Below are 22,094 nucleotides of genomic sequence, written 5' to 3' on the forward strand. Positions count from 1 at the left end.
TGTAGCTTTATCTGTAATAAGAATATTTTTTTTCAAGTAATTCAAATCCCTTAGTAAGTATAGCTACAAATATAAGATATATTGCTCCTGCCTCAAATAGTGGTAACAAACTTGCTTCTCTATTCATTGCTATTTGAGATATTCTTAAAATATCATTTAATCCTAATATATATACTAAAGATGTATCTTTTACTAATGTAATTACTTCATTTGAAATAGGTGCTAGTATTCTTTTAAAAACTTGTGGAAAGATTATTCTCTTGTACATCGTAAATTTGTCAAACCCTAGTACTTTTGAAGCTTCATATTGACCTCTATCTATTGATTGTATTCCACCTCTAAATATTTCTGCAAAGTATGCTGCATAATTTAAGAAGAAAGCTACTATTCCAGCTGTAAACCTGTCAAATACAATTCCTATAAGAGGTAAACCATAAAATATAACTATCATTTGTAAAAGTAAAGGTGTTCCTCTCATTATTAATATATAACATTGTGTAATACCACTTATTAATTTATTTTTTGATAATCTTAAAAATGCAACTCCAATCCCCAATGGAATTGATACTATTAATGTTATACAAAACATTGCTATAACTATTTCTAAACCTTGTAACATGCCTTTAGTGCCCCCTTCTTAACAGCTAACTTATCTCTTATTTAAACCACTTATCATAAATTTTGTCAAAAGCTCCATCTTTTTTCATTTCTTTTAATGTTTCATTTATTTTTTTACAAAGTTCTGGATTTTCCTTAGATGTTGCTACAACATAATCTTCTAATCCAAAATCTTCTTTTAATACTTTATATTTATCTTCACCTTTTTGTCCCATATAGTATCTAATTAAAACTTCATCACCAACAACTGCGCTAGTTCTACCTATCTCTAAGTCTCTAAGTGCTTTATCATAAGTATCATAAAGAACTGGTGCTCCACCCTTTAAGCTATTCATAAAATCTTTATCTTTTTCTACTGCATCAAGAGCTGTTGAACCTTGTTGAGTTCCAACTTCTTTATCTTTTAAATCAGCTTTTGTATTTACTTTTGAATCACTTAAAGTAACTATTATTTGTTTATTTTGTAAATAAGGTTCTGTATATGATACTATTTTCTTTCTCTCATCTGTTATAGAATATCCATTCCATAATACATCTACAGTTTTTGAATCATTTAACTCTGTTTCTTTCATTGACCAATCTATTGGTTGAAATTTAACTTCCATTCCAAGTCTCTTAAATGTCTCTTTTGCTAAATCAACATCAAATCCCACTGTTTCTCCTTTTTCATCTAAAAATCCCATTGGTACAAATGTATTATCAAATCCTACAATTACCTCTTTTTTTGATGCATTTGAAGCATCTTTATCCTTTTCATTATCTGATTTTGAGCAACCTGCCATTCCACTTACTAAACCTAACATAATTGTAAATAATCCTAATTTTTTTAATATATTTTTCATAATATTCTCCCTCGTCTTTTAAATTTTAAATATTTTGATTATTTCAGAAAAAATGTATCTATTGCAATATAATTCTCTGCGCGCTTAAAAAATTATATTAAAAAACTCCCGTCTCTAGCTATTGCTAGAGGACGGGAGTTAAATCTCGTGGTTCCACCTCTGTTCATTAATGCCTCACGACACTAACCTCTTTAAGTACAATAAAAATTATACTCTAGCACTATAACGGATGCAAGGATACCGGGAAACTCCTAGTAAAGTATTTTTACTCTTTCAGAGTCCTGCTCAAAGATGTGTTCAAAGTAAAATCTATTGCTCCTCTCACCAATCGGAAACTCTCTGTTTAAGATTACCTACTTTTACTATTTCTTTTCATCGCATTTAATGTTGTTTTGAATTCTTATTTATGATATTGATTTTATATCATAAGGCAATATCTGTCAATATATATTTTAAAATAAATATAAAAATCTAATTCCAAGGTACAACTTCTACCTCACCATAGCATCGTTCTACCAATCTATTAGAATACTCTCCTTTATATCCCAAAATAAAAAGCAAAACAAGCTCAATATATCTTGTTCCTATTGAAATGATATTCCAAATGTCTTCAACTTCTAATGTAGCTCTATGAGCTTTTCTACTTGGATGAACTATACTATTTCTTAAATAAATAACTAAATCTATTCCATCATCAAACTTCTTTTTTATCATGCTATCAAATATGTCTAACTCATATTTACCATATGGTATCTTACATATATCAAGTAGAAGTCTGATATTTTTAGATGCCAAATTATGGTCAAAAGTTTCATCTGTAAGCACCTTATTTTGCTCTACCAGCACTACATATGACAAAGTTTCAAGTGCAATCTGTACAGATATTATATTATTTTCCATAGTCACACTTCCAAGAGACTCTATATACCAATCAACGACACTCTTTATCGCAGAACCATAATAAAAATCTTCTAATTTTTTGCACATGAGACTTATATATTTTTCTATATTATGATAATTCGACAGCGTATCTGACCATGTTGGTACATATCTAAAAGGTGTTATTTGATTTTCATTCCAAATTCTATAAACTTCATTACCATTTCTATATCCTTTTGCCAAACAAAATCCAACATATCTGCCACACATAAAACTCAAGGCTGTTGCTATTCTATCTAAAAGATTTATTGTATTATTAGTTCTAAAAATTCTACCATCTTTTCTTCTAATCCTACCTATATGAGTTATTATTGCACCAGATTTAGACTTTAAATCTGACTTCAATTCTTTTCTATAATCATACCGTTTATCTATAGTAACAACATAATCATTTATATCAAATTCAATTCTACCTGCATATACCTTATCATTGTATTTTATAAGTTTTCCAGGTATTTTATCTAAGTTTATTATATTAAAATCTACATGTTCAACATAAGAGTTTTTAGATTTTATACAATCATCATTGATATATCCTTCTATCACAAAATCACTTAGAGTGTTTATTGTTATAGAAATAATCTTATAACCATAGACTTCAAGAATAGCATTATCATAGTCCAAAACTAAGTTCTCATCTTCATTTTCTATATCTTCAATGCAACCTATATCTGCTTTAAAACTTATGGATATTGGAGGTGTCATTTTATAATAAATTTTTCCATTACATCTATATTTCTTATCTAAATATATACAAAATCTACCTTCATAGATACTAATATCTTCATTGATACCATAGCTTAAATATTCTGATGTTATAGAATCATCAATTTCTTTCATTTTTATTCCCACCTTTGCTTTTGTATAATAACATGGGGATTTCATTTCTTTTTTATTTAGTAAAACCCAATCTATTATATAATTCAATATATTATTTTTATTAATTATGTATTTTATAATTTCTTATAAAAACAGTATCATTCTAGTATCATCGTTTGTTAGAGACATTATGTATTTTATAATTTTTTATTTATTAATAATACCTAAAATAGATTTTAAGAAATCATTTTATTACCATAGCTTTTATTCATTTAGATATTATCATTCATATATGTACATTGTCAAAGAAAACATTTAATTTATTAAATATTTTCTTTAACAATATATTATTATAATCTTATAAATAATATATTTAATAAACTGAATCTATTTCATTAAATGATTTTTCAAAATAAAAATGGTAGCTTTAATTTGTTATTTCAAAACTACCATTAGATTATGTATATTTTCTTTTAACATATAAAGCTTTTACTCATTACAACGATTTTTACTACGTTTATTTAGTCTATATATTCAAAATATTATGGCACTCATAAAATTGGAACCCAAAATTCAATCAAACTTTTACCATCCTTATCAACTAATTCTCCATATCTCGCAAAATCATATTTAGCATTTTCATTTAACTGGCATGTTGACTGAGGTAACCATTCTTTATAAGCATAATCTACAACAAGTTGTAAGCTATCTTCTCTCTTTGCTTTAAAGGTAAAAACTATATTTTGCACATTCACCTATAACAGAAAAACCTAGTCGTGTATTTCCTTTATAGCCTACTAAAAGAATTTTGTCATTTTCAACCATTTTAACTTCCATTATTCTATCACCTCTCAAAGTTTCTTTTCCATCAACACTAAACTTTAATTGTACAGGATGAAAATCTCCTTTTTTTCTAAATGATTGTGGGCTACATTTAAACATAGCCTTAAATCCAATTGTAAATGATTGTTGTGTTTCATATCCAGCAAATAGTGAAATTTCCATAATTGACTTATCTGTAAAAATTAGTAACCTTCTAGTATGATTGTACCTAATTCTGTCTTAGCTATTTTCACATTTCTTGCTATTGTCAAAAAAAATTAATCACTAATAATGATGGCAACCCGTAAAATTTGGATAATATATCATTACTCAAGGTTAGATAATGTATTTCTTATGTCCTTTTCTACTAATGACTTCATATTATCATTATAAATATTTATATCTGCATTACTTAATTCCGCTCTTATACGATGAATAAGTTGTTTCTTATACTTTATGATATTAGGTAATGACTGAATAAAATTTCTCGATACAGAAGGCTTTTTATCCACAATGTGACTTAGTATACTATCTATATTCATTTCAATTTTATTATCAGTATCCCACTTAGCATTTGCAACTATTAACAACAATCCTCTTGTACGAATATATGAACTTTCATTATTAATCATTTCTAGAAAATAATCAAAAAAACAGTATGTAATGTTTGATTTTTTACTTTCATTTTCTAGAAATAAAAAAGTTTTATATGCTTCAGTATGATTTTTTGAACATAATTCTTTAATAAGTAAATCAATATTTTCCAATATTTTCATCTCCTTTGTAACAAATATTTATTTAAGCTGAGTATAACATAACAAAAAATAAATAGAAATAATTGCGATACCTATATAAATATTATCTGTTAATCAATCTGATTTACATCAATGCATGTTAATACTCAATTGTCATTTAAATTCTGTTAATAAGTAATATAATTTTTTTCTAAATTATACTAGTAAAAAGACGCTCCTTTCTGAGCGTCTTCATAATATAAAAATCTAATATTCTTTTAAAGTTCATTGCGTTTTATTTGTAACTAATAAGTTATATAATAAATAGACTTAATAAATATATTATATAACTTATATTTATTATAGTTCCTTTTTTAAAGTTTCTTTTAAAGTATCATATGCAAAATCCATTATCTCTCTACAAGCAACTAAATCTTTCTTTAAGTCTATACATAACTCTGAACCATACTCATTTCTTACTGTTGTTGTCAAATCTTTAGCATATGCTTTAGCTTTAGTGCTTTCACCCTCATGGTTTCTACCTCTTACATATCCAATTATTATATTTGAGGCATTTACTGCACCACATAAACTAGCAACTCCACAACCTGAACCTAATCCACTACCCAAACAAACTGGTATATCTGTATTAAACTCTTCATTATATGCTTTTATAACTGACTCTGCACAATTAAACCCTTTTTCATGGTATTTTGATGCTATAACTTTATTGCACATTAAAACTCCCCCTTATCAATGTAAATTAAAAATCTCTTCTAACATAATTATATCAAATATTAACAAAAAAATCACTTTTAACCATTTTAACTATTTTCTTCTAAATCTAATAGTATTTTTTTTAAGTCAGAATGATTCCCCATATATCCACCAATATTATTTTTACCAACAACTCTGTGACAAGGTATTATTATTGGAATTTTGTTGCTTTTACTTGCTTGTCCAATTGCTCTAACAGACTTTGGATTATTTATATTTTTTGCTATTTCTGAGTATGAGAGTGTTTTTCCATAAGGTATTTTTAACATTTCTTCATAGACAGACTTTTGAAATTCAGTACCATCAACACGTATTTTCAAATCAAATGTTTTTCTTTTTCCATTAAAATAATCATCTATCTGATTTATTGCCTCTTTTAAATCTTCTTCACTTCTTTTTATATCTGTTCCTTTTTTAATATATTCTTCTTTTAAATTATTAAATTTTTCATCTCCTATATCTAAACTAACTACAAAACCATCTTCACTCAATATGTACAAATTTCCTATTTTAGACTCATAAACATCATATACTAAATTCATATAACGTCCCCCCTTTTATATTAGTATACATATAATTTTTCAAGTAATAAAGAGTTACCCTAAAAAATAGAGTAACTCTTTTTATAATTGTTATACAATAGTAATTTATTTAGATAGCTATAAATTTTCAATATGTGAAACATTAATCTTCTATATTTTTAAAAGCTTTAGAAAGCATAAGTTTTATCCTGTTAAGCTGATTCACCTCGCTTGCAGAAGGGTCATAATCAATAGGAATTATATTTGCATTCTTATATAATCTTTTTAATTCTTTTATAGAACCTTTACCAATTATATGATTAGGTAAACATCCAAAAGGTTGCATACAAATGATATTTTCCACACCTTCATTCAACAATTCAACCATCTCACCTGTTAAAAGCCATCCTTCTCCAGTTTGATTTCCTAATGATACTACTGGTTCTGTATTTTTCGCAACTGTTTTTATATTTCCTGGAGCGTAAAATCTTTTACTTTTATCAAGTGCTTTTTTATATACTCTTTGGTATATACTTGTTATGTATATAAAGGCTTCTCCTATCATTCTACTTTTTCTACTTCCTTCTAAATGAGTGTGTTTATAAATAGTATTAAACGCACAACTTAAAAAGAAATTTGTAAGGTCTGGTACAACTGCTTCAGCACCTTCTCGCTCTAATATATTCACTAGATTATTGTTTGCAATTGGATGAAATTTAACTAATATTTCTCCAACTAAACCTACTTTAGGTTTTTTAATATCTAATATCTCTAGGTTATCAAACTCATTTACTATCTCTTTTATGTTTTTAGTAAATACAGAAATTTTAGCTTTGACTAGAGATTTTTTACATATATCAACCCATTTTTCATATAGAGTATTTGTACTTCCAATAACTTTCTCATATGGTCTCACTCTATATAGTACTTTCATCAATAAATCTCCATATACAACAGACATAAAAAGTCTATTGATTAATTTTAGAGATACATTATCCATTATCCCACTATCTTCTATTCCATTTACACTAAGTGCAATAACTGGAACATCTTTAAACCCTGCATCATACATAGCTTTTCTTAAAAATCCAATATAATTTGTAGCTCTACAACCGCCACCAGTTTGAGTTATTGCAACAGATGTATTATTTAAATCATATTTTCCAGACTTTAATGCTGTTATTAATTGACCTACTACTATTATAGCTGGATAACAAGCATCATTATTTACATACCTCAAACCTTCCTCAATAACACTACTATCTGTATCTTTTAAAATTTCTATCTTATATCCACTCAGATTTACAGCTTCTTCAAGGAATTGAAAATGTATAGGTGACATTTGTGGTGCTAATATAGTATGTTTGTTCGTTATTTGATTATTCTTTGCATACTGTATTCTATCTACTTTCATATTTTTTACATCTATATTTTTACTTTCTCTCTCAAACATAGCTGCTTTTAAAGACCTCATTCTTATCTTTGCAGCTCCCAAATTATTACCTTCGTCAATTTTTATAATAGTATATATTTTAGATTTTTCATTAAGTATTTCTTGAACTTGGTCTGTAGTTACTGCATCCAAACCACACCCAAATGAATTAAGTTGAACCAATTCTAAATAATTTTTATCTCTTACAAAACTAGCTGCTTTGTATAATCTTGAATGATAGACCCATTGGTCTACAACTCTAAGTGGTCTTTGCATATTTGCTAAGTGACATATAGAATCTTCAGTAAGTACTGCCATATCTAAAGAATTTATAAGCTCTGGCATTCCATGATTTATTTCTGGATCTATATGATATGGTCTACCACATAATACAATTCCCTTTAAGTTTCTCTCTTTTATCTCCTTAAGTGCTCTTTCACCTGCTGCTTGCATCTCCATCTTAAATGAATTTTGTTCATCAGTCGCTTTATCAACTGCATGATTAATTTCTTCCTTAGTTATATTTATACCATTAAAACGTCTTGATAATTCCTCATGAAGTCTCTTTTTCAACTTTTCCTTATCATTTAGACTTATAAATGGATTTATGTAATTTATATTTTTGTTTCTTATATTTTCCACATTATTTTTTATTACTTCAGAATAGGATATTACAACGGGACAATTATAATAATTATCTGCACTTAAATCTTCTTTATTTTCATTGGTTACACTAGGATAAAATATATTCTTTATTCCTTTTGAAATTAAATTTTCTATATGACCATGAACTAATTTCCCAGGATAACACACTGTTTCAGAAGCAATGCTAGTTATACCAGTTTCATATAATTGTTTTGATGACCTATCTGAAAGTACAACTCTAAATCCCATATCATTGAAAAATGTAAACCAAAATGGATAATCTTCATACATATTTAATACTCTTGGTATTCCTATCTCTCCTTTTTTTGCTTTATCTTTTTCTAATGGTTTGTATTTAAAAATCCTATCATATTTATACTTAAATAGATTTATGGGGTTTTTCTTTTCTAAACCTATCTTTTTATCGCCATAAATGGCTTCTCCCTTCTCACATCTGTTTCCTGAAATAAAAATTTCATTATCAGAAAATTTGTTTATTGTAAGAAGACAATGATTTGAGCATCCTTTACATCTAATTACACTTGATTCTAATTTTATACTATTCAATTCTTCTTTAGATAATAAAGATGTTTGATATCCACTTTCATACTTCTCTCTAGCTATAAGAGCTGAACCAAAAGCACCCATAATTCCAGAAATATTAGGTCTAATTACATTTTTGCCAATTAACCTTTCAAAACTTCTAAGTACTAAATCATTATAAAATGTTCCACCTTGTACAACAATATTATTTCCAATCTCATTTAAATCTCTGATTTTTATTACTTTAAATAAAGCATTCTTTATTACAGAATAAGATAAGCCTGCTGATATATCTCCAACACTTGCCCCTTCTTTTTGAGATTGTTTTACTCTCGAATTCATAAACACAGTACATCTTGAACCTAAATCGACAGGGCTTTGAGAATAGATACCTTCATGTGCAAATTCTTCGATTGTCATAGATAAAGAACTTGCAAATGTCTCTAAAAATGAACCACAACCTGATGAACAAGCTTCATTTAATATTATATTATCAATTACACCCTCTTTTATTTTTAAACACTTCATATCTTGACCACCAATATCAAGTATAAAGTCTACATCTTTATTAAAAAATTTAGCAGCTTTATAATGTGCTATAGTCTCTATTTCTCCATTATCTATTTTTAATGCTTTTTTAATAAGTCCCTCTCCATATCCAGTTACAGTTGAACTTAAGATTTTAACGTCTTTTGGTAATATATCATATATTTCATTTATGACCTTGATTGTTGTTTTTAGTGGATTCCCTTCATTACTATTATAGTAAGAATATACTAGATTCCCATCTTCATCAATAAGCGCAGCCTTAGTAGTAGTAGAACCTGCATCAATTCCTAGATAACAATTTTTCTTAATTGAATTTATATCTACATAATCTATTTTTTCTTTTTCATGTCTTCTTAAAAATTCTTCATACTCGTTTTTATCTTTGAATAAAGGTTCTAATAAATTTACTTCTCCATCTTCAATATTTTTTATATTGTCTAGTTTTTCTATTAGAGATTTAAGTTTTATACTATCTTCATCTACTGATAATAATCCTGCTCCAATAGCAATATAAAGCTGTGCATCTTCTGGGAAAATTACATTTTCATCTTTTAAATTTAGTACTCTTTTAAAAGCTTCTCTAAGTTCAGATAAAAAATACAATGGTCCACCTAAAAATGCAACATTGCCTTCTATTTTTCTTCCACAAGAAAGAACACTCACTGTTTGTACGACAACTGCATTAAAAATACTCATTGCTATATCAGTCTGCTTAGCTCCATCATTTATAAGAGGTTGAATATCTGTTTTAGCAAAAACACCACATCTTGAGGCTATTGGGTAAATAACATTGTAGCCTTTAGCTAATTCATTTAAACCACTAGCATCTGTCTTTAAAAGGGAAGCCATTTGGTCTATGAATGCTCCAGTGCCACCTGCACATATACCATTCATTCTTTGATCTATTCCTCCACTTAAATAGGTTATTTTTGCATCTTCTCCTCCAAGTTCTATAACAACATCAGTTTCCGGATGGAAATATTCTATTGATTTTGTACTAGATATAACTTCTTGGACAAATTTTACCCCAAGTTTTTTTGAGATTCCAATTCCTCCTGAACCAGTTATTATAATGGTTGCATTTATATCTCCCAATTTTTCGTATATTCCATTTAGTACTTCTTTAACTGATTTCTTCACATCAGAATAATGTCTTTTATATTCTTTATGAACTATATTGTTATTATTAAGTACCACAACCTTTACTGTTGTAGAACCTACATCAATTCCTATATGAAATAATTCATCCATTGTACCCCTCCATACTTATATGCTTTTTTAATTTTTGTAAGTTCTATGGCTTTATTTTAAGTAAGTTATTTTATAATTTTTATGATTAATATTTTTATTTTATGATTCTTTTATTAATCAAGCTTACTCTACTAGGTAATTTCTAATAATACCTTTAAATTTTAAATAAGAACATATAGTTAGTGTACTAAATTTTGTCATAAATTTCTACAGATTTTTGTTACTTTTTACATAAATATAACTTAACTCTAATACCAATTTAATGTTCATATATTATAAAATATCTTCATTCAAAAAAAATGGTTGTCAGTACACAATTCCTTATTGCATATAGACAACCATTTTTTTGTATATTATTTTTATTTTAATTACTTCTATTTATCATATTTATGATACGAGCATAAATATAAAGTGAGCTGCTGCTCCTGCACATAAACCACCTATTGTATGAGAAAGAATTGCTTTTCCAGCTAATTGTCTAGCATTTAATGCATCCATCATACCAATATGTGTACTTAAATATCCACTCCAACACATACCCATTGCTGTAAATACTGCTATATCATTAGGAGTTATAGCTCCTGATTTTATAAATTCTGGAACTAAAGACATTGCTGCTCCAACAGCTCCTAATGAAGTTATAGGGAATGCTATTGCTTCTGGTGATGTAAATCCAAATAATGGCTCTAATATAAATCCAAGCTTATCCCCAAGAACTGGAAGTAATTTTATTCCTTCATATGCAGCTCCTGTATAAACCTCTTGACCTGTAGCAGGGTCTGTAGATGGTCCAAAAGTTAATAGCATAACTAATGTACATACTACTAGGACACCAGGGATTATAGCCATTCCCATATCTACACCCATCTTACCACCTTCAAGAATAGCATCTAGGCCTCTTTGGAACACATTTCCTTCTCTTATTTCTCTAAATTCAGCTTTTTTCTCTAATGTTCCTGCTGCTTTATCTTCTTCTGGATTATAGTTATAGAACTTCTTAGTAAATGTCAACATTATTCTAACACTTACAACACTACCTATTACTGCACCTAAGTTACCAATCAATGCTGGCAATACATATTCTGTACCTTGAGATATCATAAACGTTGTTAAGATAAGTCCCATACCAAAAGCTGTTCCTAAATTACATAGTGCTGGAACTTGATATTGTTTAAAATACTGTGTGAATGTTTTATCTTTAGCAAAAGGTATAATAGCTGGATTATCTGATAAATAAGTTGTTATAGCCCCTGCTATACTAGCACCAGGTAATCCGTATAAAGGCTTCATAAATATAGCGAAAATTTTATTAATTAATGCTATTACTCCAAACTCTGAAAGTAGTGCGCTTAATGCGCCTGCAAGAACTGCCATAGCCATAATTAAGAAAACTGTCTCTAATAGTAAAGCATGTGCTGTACTCATTATTACTTTAAACATCATTCCTGCGCCCATAATACTACCAACATAGCCAAATCCAACTATTAGTAATATTATGAAAACGAATGTCTCCATGCTTACTGCCTTAACCTGTCTCCTGTCTGTTAACTTCTCCATTTTGAATCATCCCTTCTTTTCTTTTGTTGTAAAGCTTAACAAAACCTTTTCTCTTTTTTAATTATACTTATAAATATTACTCTTTGCAACTTTATTTGTCATTTTTTTATCATAAATAAAATGAAAACCAGTATTCCAATAATAAAAATTTTTCAGATTTCTGCAAGTTTTCGACATATTATCTTTCATATATAAAATGATACAATTTCTTACTAAATAGATATAACCTCCTCTAACGACCTAATATCTAATAACAAGTTGTAACTTATAACTTTTATATTAATCAAAAAAGATTATGAAAAATTTTTTCCTTCAATATTTTTCATAATCTTTTTTTCTATTTTTATAAATTTTTTTCAAAAATTTTTTTTTAGTTATGTATTATTTTAATTTTTCAGCTATATATTTTACTAAATCAACAGTTCTTGAGGAATATCCCCATTCATTGTCATACCATGAAACTACTTTGACCATATTATCCTCTATAACCATTGTGGACAGAGCATCTATGATAGATGATCTTGAATCGCCTCTATAATCTATAGAAACAAGTGGTTTGTCACAGTATCCTAAAACACCCTTTAATTCTCCTTCAGCAGCTTCTTTTAATACAGAATTCACTTGCTCAACTGTAACGTTTTCTTTAAGTTCACATACTAAATCAACAAGTGAAACTGTTGGTGTTGGCACTCTAAGTGAAAAACCATTTAATTTTCCTTCTAATTGTGGTAATACTCTTGACACAGCTTTTGCTGCTCCTGTAGTGGTAGGTATTATAGATTCAGCCGCTGCTCTCGCTCTTCTCAGGTCTTTGTGGCTCTTATCTAATATTCTTTGATCGTTAGTATATGAATGTACAGTAGTCATTAAACCTTTTACTATACCAAATTTTTCGTCCAATACTTTAGCAAATGGTGCTAGGCAATTTGTAGTACAAGATGCATTTGAGATTATATTATGCTTTTCATTATCATATTGTTCTTCATTAACTCCAACAACTATAGTTATATCTTCATTTTTTCCTGGAGCTGTTATTATTACTTTTTTTGCACCTGCTTTAATGTGTTTTTCTGCCTTTTCTCTTTGTGTAAATAATCCTGTTGATTCTATAACTATATCAACCCCTAACTCTTTCCATGGTAATTCTTCCGGGTCATTGTATCTCAGTATTTTTATTTCTTTAGAGTTTACTATTAGTGTATCTTCATCCTTTGCTTCTACCTCACCTCTAAAAGTTCCGTAACATGAATCATATGTAAATAAATGTGCCAAAGACTCTGTTGTTGCTCTTGCATTTATGGCTACAATTTCTATATTATCTCCTAATTCTTCTTGAGCTATTCTCAACACAGCTCTTCCTATTCTTCCAAATCCGTTCATTGCTACCTTAATTTTCATTATGAAATGTCTCCCTCCATTACTATGTTTTTACATGATTATTGTACACTAAATAATTCATTTGTTCAATACTTTTTCTAGATTAAATAATTAAATTCTGTGTTTTTTTATTGTCAAAAGACAATTAGTGTATCATTTTTATCTCTTTTAACCCTTATTTAGTATATACTTTTTAATATAAAGAGGCTGGAGGGATGTATTTTACCCAATGTCCCTTGGGACATATTTCACCACCATTTTTTTGAATTTTTAAACTATATCTATATTTGAAAATACAATATGTATTAAAAGATTATCTCTCAATACAAAAACATCTAAAGATTACCTAAAAATAACCCTTAAATTTTTGTATTGATTACTTTACATCTTAAAAAATAAAACAAAAAAGAGATTATATCATTATATGAATAAAATAAATTTTTATACTTTACTCACTTACATAATACAATCTCTTTTTTGTATAATTATTCAAATAATTTAGTTCCTAAACTTACAAACATTTGTAAAATTAAAAATGCTTTTGTATCTATCTTATGATTACTCTGTAAAATTTCTTTTGCTTCATCTTGTGAAACTAAAATAGCTTCAATATCTTCATCTGGTTCTAAGAATTCATCAGTTATATTACCATCGCATATACAGTAAACAAATGCAATCGATTCATCACTCATACCAGGAGATAGATATACTTTCTCATTACTCTTATTTTTTTGAATTTCTAAAAGAGTAAGCCCAGTTTCTTCTCTAAGTTCTCTTTCAACAGAAATATCTATAGATTCACCCTTATCGATAAGACCTGCTGGCAATTCGTATATATATCCATTAATGGGTACTCTAAATTGTTTTATTAAAATTAATTTTTTACTACTTTTATGAAGACCTACTATTGCAACTGCATCTGCACTATCTTCTTTATTTTCAAGATAAATACTTTTTAGTTGTTCACTGCTTTTTCTTGATGCTACCATCCATATCTTATCTTCATCTAGCTTATTTTTATACTCAATTTCAAAAAGTCCCATAAACTTACTTTCAACCAATGGATTTATATTCTTTATTATAGTTTTTTTCAAATTTACTACGACCTCTCTTTATTTAAATATCCTTAAGTAATTATAGACATAATACTTTAAAATAAGTATTGGATACAGTTTCTTATATCTCCATTTCTAAGTTATCTTTATCTATGAACCCTACTTTAATTTCACAATCAAATATTTCTTTTAATAATTTTGCTAACTCTTCTCTTGCACTCATTACTTGATCTAAATTTGCATTAGTAAAACCATCTATAGGGAAAAATATATTTTTTGAACTACTTGTAATTTTTCCTTCTTCACCTTGTCTCCATATCCATCTTCTAGTTTTTACCATATCTCCAACAGAATAAATTAATTCTCCTTCTTCCATCAACTCAACTTCAGTTTCTCCAAACGGAATAAATTTATCCCCTTTTTTTGAAAATCTAACAAATACATCATCATCTCTAAAATCCATATCATGTGCACCCATTGGAAGTAGATATTTTAAAGAAATAGAGTTTCCTAAGTCTACAATAGGATTTATATGTGGAAGCTTTTTATTTTTAGCAACTCTTGTTGTCATTGCTTCTATCGAACTCATAAATTTATTTGGATTCATCCCTAAACTTCTAAATGCTTCTCTATACGGTATAATTTCTTCTGCTTCTTTTACCTTTTTATCTTTAAAGTACTCTTCTACTCTGTCTATGCTTATATCTAAAAGATTATTTATTCTTTCAATTTCTTTAGTATTGTCTATTCCTTTTGCAACTACTACACCAAAACATACATTTTCTAATTTATCAAATACTTCTTTTTCTACTATGAATTTCATTTTGCCTTGTCCTCCTGTTATTTTACATTATTTTCTAAGTAAATTTTATCACTTTATGTCTTATAAATATACCCCCTATTTTAGCAATTGTTTAATTTTTTTAAATTTTCCAATTAATACAATATTAGTTCTTATGAAATATTTTATATATAGTAATTATAGATTAAGCTTTTAAAAAAAATATTCTTGCTTTATAATGTATAATATATTTTTATTATACGTCTTATGGAGGTAATATTGTGAAAAATTTGATTTCTATATATTTTATAATTATTAATATTATTGGTTTATCTTCAATGTATATTGATAAGAAAAAAGCAATAAAAAATAAATGGAGAATAAAAGAAACTACCCTTCTTGCCATAGCAATAATTGGAGGTAGCATCGGTTCTATCATTGGAATGTATTCTTTTAGACATAAAACTAAGCATATTAAATTTACACTTGGGATACCATTTATAATATTACTACAATTGTTATTATTCTATTTTTATATGCTTTAAAGTGATTTTTAAATATAATAATTCTATTTTTATTAATAATTTAAGGTGTATAAATTTTTTAATTTTATACACCTCTTATCTAGCAATTCATAAAAATCTAACCAATTAAATTAATGACCTTTATGTTTGGCTTTTCTTTTTTCTTGTTTCAAAGTAAAAAGTCTTTCTTTTTCTTCTTCTTTTCTAGACTTAGCTAGTATTTTTTTATCTTGTTTTCTTTCTTCATGTTGAAGCTTAAGAGCATTTTGCGCTTTAGTTCCTATAGTTTCTTTAGACTGTTCTTTTTTTACTTTTCTCTGCATCCTTTTGTATCCAATGTTGTCTTTAGATACATTTTTATCCAATTTGATACTTCCAAAATTTAATGAAAAGAACTTTTCAAGTATGAATTCATATACTTCTACATCCTTAGGTTCTGCTCCAAAAACTACCCTACACACCTCATATTTTTTACCATCTTGTCTTTCGAATATACCTATCCAAAACGGTTCTTCAAATAAGACTGTTAATTTTCCACTAACATTATCCATTGCTAGTTCCTCCTATTTATTTGCTTTATTTCTAAAGAATGGACAACCAAGGAGGCAGGTTACTGACAGCAATTGCTGCGTCTGGACTACCAACCAGACTGTGTTTTTATCTTCATCAGTTAAATATTAACTTTTTTATTTTAATTTGTCAATGTTGATATAAATTTATCTTCCTTACTATTGCTATTAACAACTTTAAATATTATCCATTATTTCTCCATGCATAAACAAAGCTGCTTCTCCAGAAATTTTTACATCATTATCTTTTAATAATTCACACTGAATAATGCCACCACGATTAGAAAGTTGTGATGCTATCATTTTATCTTTTCCCAACTTTTCAGCCCAATATGGTATAAGACTACAATGAGATGAACCTGTAACAGAATCTTCTGAGTCTAATTCTGGACAAAAATATCGAGATACAAAATCTGTATCAGTTCCTTGTGATGTAATTATAACACCTAGCCAACCTGTTAATTTACGTAAATCTTGATAATTAGGTGTATAGTCTATAACTTCTTGTTCATTACTTAGTAACAATATTAAATCTCTTGAAGAGTAGATAGCCACTGGTGTACAACCCAGTAAACTACGTTGTTGTACTGATAATTCAATTTCAATAGGTTCTCTGTTTGGAAATATCATTTCATATAGATTCCCATTTCGTGTAACTTCAAGAGTTCCACTTTGAGTAAAAAAACAAATTTTCTTAATATCTATATCAATAAAATTGGATATAACATAAGCTGCAGCTAAAGTTGCATGACCACATAAATCAATTTCTTCTTTAGGTGTAAACCATCGTAAGTCATAATTTCCATTATTTTTAACTACAAAAGCTGTTTCTGGAAGATTATTCTCTGTTGCTATTTTCTGCATTAATTCTAGTGATAACCTCTTTTCAAGAACACAAACACCAGCAGGATTTCCTTTAAATAATCTATTTGTAAATGAATCAACTACATAATATTTCATTATTCACACCTTCTTTCTAATTTAAAGTTAGGAATACATTCATATTATATTATCCCATATTTAAATAATCAAAACAAATTACTATTTCTTATGAATTTATATAATTCAATATCTTACTCTCGACAAGTATTTATTGAAATACAAAACTAGAATACTTCTTTATCAATATTTCAATAATATTTTCTTTTCTGATAAAATCTCTTCTATAAATCTCTTCTATACTAATTGTAGTGACTTTTCTTTAAACCACATTATGACAGTAATAATTGTTGCACATACATCTGCTACCAATTTAGTTGCAATAAGACCTTTCATCCCCCATAAATTTGTGAAGATCAACAGAAATGGAATGAACAGCAAACCTTGACGACATATACTTAGCATACCACCTTGTTTTGCCTTTCCAATTGCTAAAAAGTAATTTCCTATGACAATTTGAACCCCTAATGTCATAAATGAAATAGCATCAACAATTAAAGCAGTTCTTCCAATTTCCAATACTTTAACTGATTCTTGATTAAATATATAAATAAATTGCTTTGAAAATAAAATGCACAAAGTTCCAAACAATACATTTACAACAGTACTCCAATATATTGCTGTCTTAGTAGCTCTTTCAACTCTATCTATTTTTCCTGCACCATAGTTATATCCAATCAGAGGAGAATAACCTTTTAAAAAACCATATAAAGCATTTGATTCCAAAGACATAAGGCGATTAACAATTCCCATAGCTGCAATAGCAGCTTCTCCAAATGGTTTAGCAACAATATTAGTTAAACTCACTGCCCCACCAGTCAAAAATTGGAAGAAGCAAACTGGTAGACCGATTTTGAAAATCTCTGTGTAAATAGTACGCTTGATTTTAAAATAACTAAAAGAAATTTTCAAAAATGTATGCCCTTTTAAAATATAAAATCCATAAAATGAGGTAGAGACAAGTTGTGAAATTAATGTTGCAATAGCTGCACCAGAAACTCCCATATGACATCCAAATATTAAAACTGGGTCTAATATGAAGTTTGTTAATCCACCAAGCAACATAGCAGTCATACTAAATGAAGAACTCCCTTCTGCAACTATCATATTATTCATCATTATATTTAAAACATTGAATATAAGCCCCAAAATATATATCAAACCATATTCTCTTACATAATAAAGTGTGCTATCTGTTGCCCCTAAAATATTCATAAGAGGATTAAAAAATAATAGCATAATTGTAACCAAAACAGTGATTAAAAATATACCTGAAAAGAAAGCTATACTACTACAAGCCTTTACTTCCTCATATTCTTTTTTACCAAGAAGCCTTGAAATATAAGAACCTGCACCACTTCCAAAAAGCAATCCTATTCCAGTACCAACCATAGTTAATGGATATACTAAGGATACTGCAGCAGTTTGCAGTGTCCCCAAACGACCTACAAAGAAAGCATCAACAATATTATATAATGCTGATACTATCATCCCCATCATAGTAGGCATTCCTAATTTTAACAGTGATTTCCTTACATCTTCTTTTTCTAAAAGATAGATTCTTTTTTGATTTCCATTCATATCAATCATCCTTTCAAATGTTTTGTTTCAATACAGTATAGTTACTAAACATATTTTCAAAAATAATTGCTACCCTCTACGATAGCAATTTTTTCACACACAGCTATTACTTTTCTTCTAATTTTTTATCAATACTTTCTTCAAAAGCAGAAAAATAACTCAACATATACTCATAAAAAGGCTCTGGCATATCATCTAACAGTTTTAGTGATTCATCATTAGTTTGCTTATGATATTCTTGATGAGCTTTATAATTTTTCATTCCATCATCTGTAAGGCTCAAAACTACTTCTGTATCAGAATCAGGAGATACTTTTTTTACTACAGTTCCTTTATCTACTAGTTTATAAATCATCTGAGAAGCTGCTCCTTTTGTAATACCCAAAACATCTGCAAGAGATGTAATGTTTATTCCAGGATTATCACCAACAGCTGATATTGTATGAATTTCTGATTTTGATAATAGAATCTCTGTTCCATAAGTTCGCTTTTTATCTTCCCACTGATTGTATTTGTGAATAATACGTTCCATCAATGTAATTAGTTTAGAATAATCTCTCATACTTTCACCTCTATTTGTTTAGTTTCATTACTGTTTAGTTACTATACATATTATATCTTTACTTATCAATTGTCAAGTTTCTCTTTAAGAAATATCCAAGGATTTATTTTCATAATTGAATGAATCCTTATTTCTGAACCTCCATATAAAAAAGGAGTACTATTTTTTGTACTCCTTTTTTATAAATTTTATTTTTTATATAGATTAAGATTACTATATTATCTTAATCTTCCAAATTGTTAATTTGACTTAAAATTATAAATTGGTTTCAATATATTAATTATGTCAACTGTTTCTCTTATATTTTCTACAATCTCATCAATTGGCTTATACGCTTGAGGTGCTTCATCAATGGTTTTAATATTTACACTCGTTGTAAATACATTTTTCATAGAATCTTCATAATCTTTCATATTTATACTTCTTTTGGCTTCTCCTCTTGAAAGTATACGTCCTGCTCCATGAGGTGCAGAATTAACCCAATCTAAATTTCCTTTTCCTACTCCCAAGATAACACCATCTCTCATATTTATAGGAATCAATAACTTTCTTCCTTCATATGATGCTATAGCTCCTTTTCTTAGTATTCTGTTTTCAATTTCTATATAATTATGTATAGTTTGAAAATGGTCTAAATCATTGAACTTAAGACCTATACATTCTTCAATTATTCTTTTAGCCATTGTATTTCTGTTTAGTTCAGCATATTTTTGTATAATATCCATATCATGAAGATAATCTTCCATCAATTTTCCTTCTAAATAGCATAAATCTTTTGGTATTTTAGGGGTAAAATTATGTTCTTCTTTAAGCGTTATCAATGCATCCTGAATTTCTTCTTCTCTATTTTCCTTTTTGTACTGCTCAACAAGTCTTTTACTGTCTTCATCAAAGCTATTGCTAATTCTGACATAGTAATCATAAGCTTTTTTTTGGTAGTATTTTGCTACCCTATTGCCAAGATTTCTACTACCAGAGTGTATTATTAAATATTTATTTTTTTCACTATCTTCATTTAACTCAATAAAATGATTTCCCCCTCCAAGGCTTCCAATAGCTCGATTATATTCCTCTGTAGCTTTTCCTATACCTTTTATACAATATAATGATTCTATCTCTTTTTTATAGTTTGCTTTACTATATTTATTTATATTAAATCCATGAGGTATTTTTTTTCTTATAAAATCATCTATCTGTTTCAAATTCAAATCAACTTTACCCAGATTTACACATATAACCCCACACCCTATATCTACTCCAACAAGATTTGGGACTATTTTATCTTGTATTGTCATTACAGTACCTATTACACAGCCAGAACCTGCATGACAATCTGGCATTATTCTTATCTTAGATTTTGTTGTAAATTCCTGATTACATAATTCTATTATTTGACTTATTGTTGTACTATCTACATTATCTGTAAATATTTTTGCTTTATTGTATTTTCCTTGAATCTCTAGCACTAATACCACATCCTTCTAAACTATATATTAATTTTAATATCATATTCTGTTAAAAAAATATATTCAAATAAATTTTATATAAAAAATAATAACAAAAATATTGCTTTTATTTTTATATAATCAAATTTATAATGTATTAAAAATAACATAAAAATGTCCATCTTTCAATATATATACTTTTCTTATGTGATATCATTGTAGATTTCAAATTTTTATTCATTTAAATATATTCATTATTTTTTTACTATTTTTGTAAAACCAATCCCATAGTCATACTATCATCAGAATATGCTTCACCTTTGACATTATTAAAAATTTCAATAGATTTAAAGCCAATATCTTTAATTTCTCTAAAAAAACTCTCTTTTGAAAAGTATTTATTCCAAATATAAAATACATTTTCACTTCCTTCTGTTATAACAAGAGTTTGTTCTAATGTATTGTAATCACTATATTTGCAATTATCTTGTATACACATATATCTTTCACTACTCCAAAATCCTCCATTTTCATTTATTTCCCATGTTTTAACTTCTTTAAAATCATCGTATTTATTTATTGTAAATACATCTAATATCAACTTTCCTCCAGGTTTTAAACTCTTGTAAATATTCTCCATCAATAGACTTCTGTTTTTAGTTGATAAAGCTCCATAATCACAATAAATTAAAGTAGCTATATCAAATTCTTCACTGTAATTCATATTTAAATAACTTTGAAATAAATATGTTATATTTAGATTTTTCTTTTCATTTCTACTTTGTGCATAATTAATAGAACGTTTTGAAAAATCAATTCCAGTTACTTTATAACCTTTCTGTGCAAATCTTTCTGAGTATAATCCTGGACCACATCCTAAATCGATTAAATTTGGATACTTATCTGGAGATGCAACTTTAACTATCCAATCTACAGAATCATTAATAAAGTCTAGACTTCTACTTGCTCCTTCAAAATCAACATCTAAATGTGCTTTTAATAACTGTTTTGAGATATATTCATCATCCCAAAAATTAACTTTACTTTCCTTATAAAGTTCTGGTTTTTCTAAATACATGCATAATTTGTTTAACAAAACATACCACTCCTTAAAATTTATTTATAAAATAAAAAAACCACAGATTTTACTCTGTGGTTTAACTTCAAAAAGATGAGTTTAAATAAGAGTAAAATAGAATCAAATATTTTTAA

At 27.7% G+C, this 22,094-nt stretch carries 20 protein-coding genes and 1 other annotated feature; of the genes, 1 reads left to right on the forward strand and 19 read right to left on the reverse strand.

All coding sequences use genetic code 11. The features are described 5' to 3' along the window. Nucleotides 1-7: 7 nt before the first annotated feature. From IC174_RS13610 to IC174_RS13670, 13 genes are all read right to left on the reverse strand, one after another. Nucleotides 8-619: an amino acid ABC transporter permease gene (locus tag IC174_RS13610; RefSeq protein ID WP_227435933.1), complete on the reverse strand. Its 612-nt coding sequence runs from the start codon at nucleotides 617-619 to the stop codon at nucleotides 8-10. A gap of 37 nt (nucleotides 620-656) precedes the next feature. Next, a complete protein-coding gene (locus IC174_RS13615; protein ID WP_227435931.1) occupies nucleotides 657-1,460 on the reverse strand; it encodes an amino acid ABC transporter substrate-binding protein in 804 nt (267 codons plus the stop codon). Between the two features lie 124 nt (nucleotides 1,461-1,584). Further along, nucleotides 1,585-1,845, reverse strand: a binding site (T-box leader). A gap of 86 nt (nucleotides 1,846-1,931) precedes the next feature. Further along, entirely contained in the window at nucleotides 1,932-3,239 is a 1,308-nt protein-coding gene (locus IC174_RS13620; RefSeq protein WP_227483140.1) for a hypothetical protein, read from the reverse strand. 530 nt (nucleotides 3,240-3,769) lie between these two features. Further along, nucleotides 3,770-3,967: a GyrI-like domain-containing protein gene (locus IC174_RS13625; RefSeq protein ID WP_227483141.1), complete on the reverse strand. Its 198-nt coding sequence runs from the start codon at nucleotides 3,965-3,967 to the stop codon at nucleotides 3,770-3,772. Then, nucleotides 3,942-4,274 (reverse strand): helix-turn-helix domain-containing protein, encoded by a 333-nt coding sequence (locus IC174_RS13630; RefSeq protein ID WP_227483262.1) that lies wholly within the window; start codon nucleotides 4,272-4,274, stop codon nucleotides 3,942-3,944. The genes IC174_RS13625 and IC174_RS13630 overlap by 26 nt, the downstream gene beginning before the upstream one ends. 92 nt (nucleotides 4,275-4,366) lie before the next feature. Next, the gene (locus IC174_RS13635) at nucleotides 4,367-4,807 is read right to left on the reverse strand and encodes a SufBD protein (protein WP_227435925.1); all 441 of its coding nucleotides are present in this window, start codon (nucleotides 4,805-4,807) and stop codon (nucleotides 4,367-4,369) included. 327 nt (nucleotides 4,808-5,134) lie between these two features. Beyond that, nucleotides 5,135-5,512: a C-GCAxxG-C-C family (seleno)protein gene (locus IC174_RS13640; protein WP_227435923.1), complete on the reverse strand. Its 378-nt coding sequence runs from the start codon at nucleotides 5,510-5,512 to the stop codon at nucleotides 5,135-5,137. A gap of 86 nt (nucleotides 5,513-5,598) precedes the next feature. Beyond that, the gene (locus IC174_RS13645) at nucleotides 5,599-6,093 is read right to left on the reverse strand and encodes a methylated-DNA--[protein]-cysteine S-methyltransferase (RefSeq protein WP_227483142.1); all 495 of its coding nucleotides are present in this window, start codon (nucleotides 6,091-6,093) and stop codon (nucleotides 5,599-5,601) included. A gap of 142 nt (nucleotides 6,094-6,235) precedes the next feature. Continuing rightward, nucleotides 6,236-10,492, reverse strand: a complete 4,257-nt coding sequence (locus tag IC174_RS13650) for a 2-hydroxyacyl-CoA dehydratase (protein WP_227483143.1) — start codon at nucleotides 10,490-10,492, stop codon at nucleotides 6,236-6,238. A gap of 387 nt (nucleotides 10,493-10,879) precedes the next feature. Beyond that, nucleotides 10,880-12,049 carry a hypothetical protein gene (locus IC174_RS13655; RefSeq protein WP_227483144.1) on the reverse strand — a complete coding sequence of 390 codons (1,170 nt, stop codon included), beginning with the start codon at nucleotides 12,047-12,049 and terminating at the stop codon, nucleotides 10,880-10,882. A 381-nt stretch (nucleotides 12,050-12,430) separates the two neighbouring features. Beyond that, complete coding sequence (gene gap / locus IC174_RS13660) at nucleotides 12,431-13,447, reverse strand: type I glyceraldehyde-3-phosphate dehydrogenase (RefSeq protein ID WP_227483145.1); 1,017 nt, start codon at nucleotides 13,445-13,447, stop codon at nucleotides 12,431-12,433. Between the two features lie 464 nt (nucleotides 13,448-13,911). After that, nucleotides 13,912-14,520, reverse strand: coding sequence for an NUDIX hydrolase (locus IC174_RS13665; protein WP_227483146.1), 609 nt, complete (start codon nucleotides 14,518-14,520; stop codon nucleotides 13,912-13,914). An 82-nt stretch (nucleotides 14,521-14,602) separates the two neighbouring features. Next, a complete protein-coding gene (locus IC174_RS13670; protein ID WP_227435897.1) occupies nucleotides 14,603-15,304 on the reverse strand; it encodes a B3/4 domain-containing protein in 702 nt (233 codons plus the stop codon). Between the two features lie 239 nt (nucleotides 15,305-15,543). On the opposite strand from IC174_RS13670, the gene IC174_RS13675 reads away from it, so the two are divergent. Next, the gene (locus IC174_RS13675) at nucleotides 15,544-15,807 is read left to right on the forward strand and encodes a DUF1294 domain-containing protein (RefSeq protein ID WP_255604585.1); all 264 of its coding nucleotides are present in this window, start codon (nucleotides 15,544-15,546) and stop codon (nucleotides 15,805-15,807) included. A gap of 110 nt (nucleotides 15,808-15,917) precedes the next feature. On the opposite strand, the gene IC174_RS13680 is transcribed toward IC174_RS13675, so the two are convergent. The 6 genes from IC174_RS13680 to IC174_RS13705 form a co-directional block, all read right to left on the reverse strand. Further along, nucleotides 15,918-16,337, reverse strand: a complete 420-nt coding sequence (locus tag IC174_RS13680) for a YjdF family protein (protein WP_227483147.1) — start codon at nucleotides 16,335-16,337, stop codon at nucleotides 15,918-15,920. 195 nt (nucleotides 16,338-16,532) lie between these two features. After that, nucleotides 16,533-17,315, reverse strand: a complete 783-nt coding sequence (locus tag IC174_RS13685) for a PhzF family phenazine biosynthesis protein (RefSeq protein WP_227483148.1) — start codon at nucleotides 17,313-17,315, stop codon at nucleotides 16,533-16,535. Between the two features lie 216 nt (nucleotides 17,316-17,531). Further along, a complete protein-coding gene (locus tag IC174_RS13690; RefSeq protein WP_227483149.1) occupies nucleotides 17,532-18,875 on the reverse strand; it encodes an MATE family efflux transporter in 1,344 nt (447 codons plus the stop codon). 106 nt (nucleotides 18,876-18,981) lie between these two features. Then, entirely contained in the window at nucleotides 18,982-19,437 is a 456-nt protein-coding gene (locus IC174_RS13695) for a MarR family winged helix-turn-helix transcriptional regulator (RefSeq protein ID WP_227435888.1), read from the reverse strand. A gap of 239 nt (nucleotides 19,438-19,676) precedes the next feature. Next, on the reverse strand, nucleotides 19,677-20,903 hold the full coding sequence (locus IC174_RS13700; RefSeq protein WP_227483150.1) for an RtcB family protein: 1,227 nt from the start codon (nucleotides 20,901-20,903) through the stop codon (nucleotides 19,677-19,679). 244 nt (nucleotides 20,904-21,147) lie between these two features. Further along, nucleotides 21,148-21,978 carry a class I SAM-dependent methyltransferase gene (locus IC174_RS13705; protein WP_227483151.1) on the reverse strand — a complete coding sequence of 277 codons (831 nt, stop codon included), beginning with the start codon at nucleotides 21,976-21,978 and terminating at the stop codon, nucleotides 21,148-21,150. Nucleotides 21,979-22,094 lie beyond the last annotated feature (116 nt).

This window comes from Clostridioides sp. ES-S-0001-03 (genome assembly GCF_020676075.1).
Lineage (GTDB): Bacteria > Bacillota > Clostridia > Peptostreptococcales > Peptostreptococcaceae > Clostridioides.